Origin of the sequence: Xenorhabdus stockiae (assembly GCF_002632825.1) — a bacterium.
GTDB classification, from domain to species: Bacteria; Pseudomonadota; Gammaproteobacteria; order Enterobacterales; family Enterobacteriaceae; genus Xenorhabdus; species Xenorhabdus stockiae.
Window position 1 is genome coordinate 1 of the sequence record NZ_NJAJ01000102.1, and the last position, 2398, is coordinate 2398.

Sequence of the window (2398 nt, forward strand, 5' to 3'; positions counted from 1 at the left end):
TCATTGTGACGGCTTAACAGCACACTGCCCGGCCCGTCCGTGCCCAGTAAATGCACGCCGTCAGCCGTGACACTCGCCGCGGGCGTACTGCCCGCTTGCACCAGCCGCGTAACCGCGCCGCTTTCCCGCTGAATTTCTGCCACCCGGCTTGCTCCCTGATAGTACAGCTCCCGGGTGTCCGCCTTGTCCCGCCGCTGCAACGCCAGCCGGCCACTGGCGTCATAACCGTAAGTCTGTGTGTGCCCCGCCTGCGTCACCGACGCCAGCCGACCCAGCCCGTCATAGGCCAGCATTCGATGCGACTCATCCTCAATCAGCCGCCCGGCTTTATCGTAAGTGAGTACAATCGTGGCCGGATAGGCCGGGTGATTATGGGTGATTTTCGTCAGCTGGCAGGGGTCGGCCGGATTCGCGTAACTGAAGTGAGCCGTGTCCTGACTGCCGTCCGCCAGGGTGGTGAGACAGGTCAGCAGGTTGCCCAGCCGGTCATAGGTAAACTGCTGGCGGTTCAGGGTCTGCCCGTACGCATCCCGCGGGCATTCCGTGCCCGAACAGCGGTAATCTGTCAGCCAGCGGCGGTGGGCATCGTAGGTATAAGACTCGTCCCGCAATGGCACCGCGGGCTGGGGGCCGTTTGCCGGCCCGACCGCGGTGGTCCGGCTCGCCAGTTGCCCGGTCAGGGTATAAGTCTGGCTCAGGGTCAGTCTGTCCGGCCCGCTTTCAATCCGCCGCTCAATTTCCCGGCTAAAATCATCAAACGTCAGGGTTGTCACCAACTGCTGCCGGCCGGCATTGTCCTGCACCGTCCAGCGGTCTGTCCGCCCGGCCGCATCATACCGGAGGGTCACCGTCACCGCCTCATCCACCGCCTTCACCGGCCGGCCCAGCCCATCAAACTGCAGCCGGTGCGCGACCCCCGTCATATCCTGACAGGCCGTCAGCTGACCGGTCGGGGTGTAGTGATACACGGCACTGCGCGCCGGCCCGGCGCCCGCATCGTCAAACTTCACCGTTTCCTCTTTGAGCTGCCCCGCCGGCGTATAAGAGCGTTGCAACGTGGCCTGTCCGACCGCCTCCGACCGGGTCAGCGCCCCATTTTTCCCCTGATAGGTAAACTGCTGGGTGAGGCCCGGGGCGTCCACACGGACAGGGACATTGCCCAGCCGCGGCTCATATTGCATCGTCACCGTCTGCCCCACAGCATCTGTCACGGTGTCCGGCAGCGGGCTGACGCCCTGATAGGTGTTCTTTTCCGTCCGGCCACCGACCGTGCTCGATTTGACCCGCCCCAGACTGTCAAACTCACGCTCCCCGAGCACTTGCCCGTCCACGTCCATTCTGACCACTAAATGAGCGGAACTGAACGGCGCATAAGTTTTCCGTACCACCGTGCCGTCACTGTAGCGGACGCTCGCGACCCGGTTAAAGGCATCGTAGGTGTATTCCGTTTTCTGCCCCAGCGTATCCAGAGTGGCCCGTAACCGGCCCAGCCCATCATACCAGTGGCTTTGCCGGGATACCGGTTTATGCTGACGGTCGAACAGGGTGACCGTCAGCGGCTGGTGCCGCACGTTATAGTGGGTTTGCGTGGTGCCAAATGGCAGGTCCCCCGCCTGAGTGGTTTGCTGCGCTATCCGGGTCACCGGATCATAATGCTGTACATGGCGTGTCCCCGTCGCGTCCGTTATCACACAGGGCTGTCCCCAGTCGTCATAGCCTGTCTGCTGGCTGACCGCGATACAGGCGGTTTCCGCCGGGTTGTTCCCGGTCGGTAACCGGTCATACCGGGTCTGGTTCACCACCCGGCCCCAGCTGTCCCGCTGCGTCTCCGCCACCTTTTGCCAGCCCGTATTCTCCTGCCCTTTCAGCAACATAGCCTGCTTACATCGCCGCCCCTGTCCGTCAAACCAGGTCCGGTGCTGATTGCCCAGCACATCGCTCTGGGTGGTCGCCACCACGCCGGCCTGTTCAATGGTGTAGGCATATTCAATGTCACGGGCGTATGCCGTCCCGGCATTATTCAGCTGTTTAGACAGGCGGCCGAACGCATCATACTCATACAGCGCCGTACAGCCCTGGTGGTCCTGCTCAAACCCCACTTTACGGCTGAAACAGGAGTGGATTTGCACGCTGGAAGCCGTCAGACCGTCATACTCACTCGTCCAGTGCGTGGTTTGTTTCAGGTGCTGTTTATCCAGCTGATAGTGAAAGACCTGTCGCTGGGTATATCCCTGGGCGTTCTGCCCGTCATACACCGTCTGAGCAAGGCTATCTACCCGCCCGTAGTGGTGGGAGTGTTGCCGGCTGACATAGCCGGTCTGATGCGTATGCAACAACTGGCGCTGTCCGGTGTGCCGGTCCACCCGGAACAGACATTGCTGCGTCCGCACCACCGCCG

At 62.2% G+C, this 2398-nt stretch carries 1 pseudogene; it reads right to left on the bottom strand.

Features of this window, described 5'->3' with window-relative positions:
* Window positions 1-2255: pseudogene (locus tag Xsto_RS20430) on the bottom strand (hypothetical protein); the annotation flags it as partial.
* Window positions 2256-2398 lie beyond the last annotated feature (143 nt).